This is a genomic window from Citrobacter sp. Cf116, from assembly GCF_030336505.1.
Taxonomy (GTDB): domain Bacteria; phylum Pseudomonadota; class Gammaproteobacteria; order Enterobacterales; family Enterobacteriaceae; genus Citrobacter; species Citrobacter freundii.
Window position 1 is genome coordinate 1 of record NZ_JAOWEQ010000002.1, and the last position, 209, is coordinate 209.

Sequence of the window (209 nt, forward strand, 5' to 3'; positions counted from 1 at the left end):
GGGGTTTGTCACGGGCCGTCAGCCCAGCGTTGGACCACGGTAGGTTTTCTGCGGCTGGTGCTCCAGCTCCAGTGTTTTCTGATACTCATGCTCCCTGTGCCGGAGCTCGATGGCATTCAGCTCCCGGACAAGCGGCGCAGCTGCTCGCTTAAACTCAGCACCTGCGTGCTCAAGTCCGACACGCGCTCGTTCAGCATCGCGTTCTCCCG

1 protein-coding gene is annotated in these 209 nt (G+C 61.7%); it reads right to left on the reverse strand.

Annotation, left to right across the window (positions count from 1 at the left end):
• Window positions 1-116 precede the first annotated feature (116 nt).
• Window positions 117-209 (reverse strand): MbeD/MobD family mobilization/exclusion family protein (locus OGV74_RS00695; RefSeq protein WP_286520107.1); only part of this gene is annotated, 93 nt, incomplete at its 5' end.